The sequence below is a fragment of the Streptococcus sp. GMD6S genome, assembly GCF_000297015.1.
Genome location: NZ_AJRH01000349.1, coordinates 1 through 758 on the forward strand (window position 1 = coordinate 1; position 758 = coordinate 758).

Sequence of the window (758 nt, forward strand, 5' to 3'; positions counted from 1 at the left end):
GAGATGGAAAGTATTCTCAGTAGTCAAAAGCTAGCCAAGAAAATGCAACAGGAACTTGGCGACAAAAAACAAGAGCACCTAGTGGCGCTCTATCTCAATACTCAAAATCAAATCATCCATCAGCAAACTATTTTTATCGGATCTGCGACACGCAGCATTGCTGAACCGAGGGAAATTCTTCACTATGCCCTCAAGCATATGGCTACCTCCGTGATTCTCGTTCACAATCATCCATCTGGTGCAGTATCTCCTAGTCGAAACGACGATCATGTCACTAAGCTAGTCAAGGAAGCCTGCGAACTGATGGGTATCGTTTTCTTGGACCATCTGATTGTCTCTCACTCGGATTACTTTAGTTACCGTGAAAAGACGAATCTAATTTAGAGTTCATTAACAACATAGTCAAATAGCGTTTTATCTTTGGGGCGATTTTCAAAGAGAAATTCAGGATGCCATTGGACACCAAGATAAGGAAAACCGTCCGTAGTTGTCACAGCCTCGATAACTCCATCTTTAGGATCATGTGCTACAACCTTAAGATTTGAAGCTAAATCTTTAATGCTCTGGTGGTGGAAGGAGTTGATATGAGAGATTTCTCCATAGATCTCTCGGAGAATTGTATCAGGTTCCGTTACGAGGCGTTGTGTTGTGTATTCGGCTGAACAGTCCTGCCAATGATCCTCGATATCTTGGTGAAGCGTGCCTCCCATGGCGACATTGAAAAGTTGAGTACCCCGACAAACAGAGAAAATTGGTTT

General features: G+C 42.9%; 2 protein-coding genes. One reads left to right on the plus strand and one right to left on the minus strand.

Annotated elements, in window-relative coordinates; genetic code table 11:
• On the plus strand, nucleotides 1-384 hold a 384-nt coding region (gene radC / locus GMD6S_RS11540), incomplete at its 5' end, for a RadC family protein (protein WP_000352957.1).
• Here the strand turns inward: radC and GMD6S_RS11545 are convergent.
• Nucleotides 381-758: gamma-glutamyl-gamma-aminobutyrate hydrolase family protein (locus GMD6S_RS11545; RefSeq protein ID WP_000607707.1), on the minus strand; the 378-nt coding region annotated here is incomplete at its 5' end. The genes radC and GMD6S_RS11545 overlap by 4 nt on opposite strands.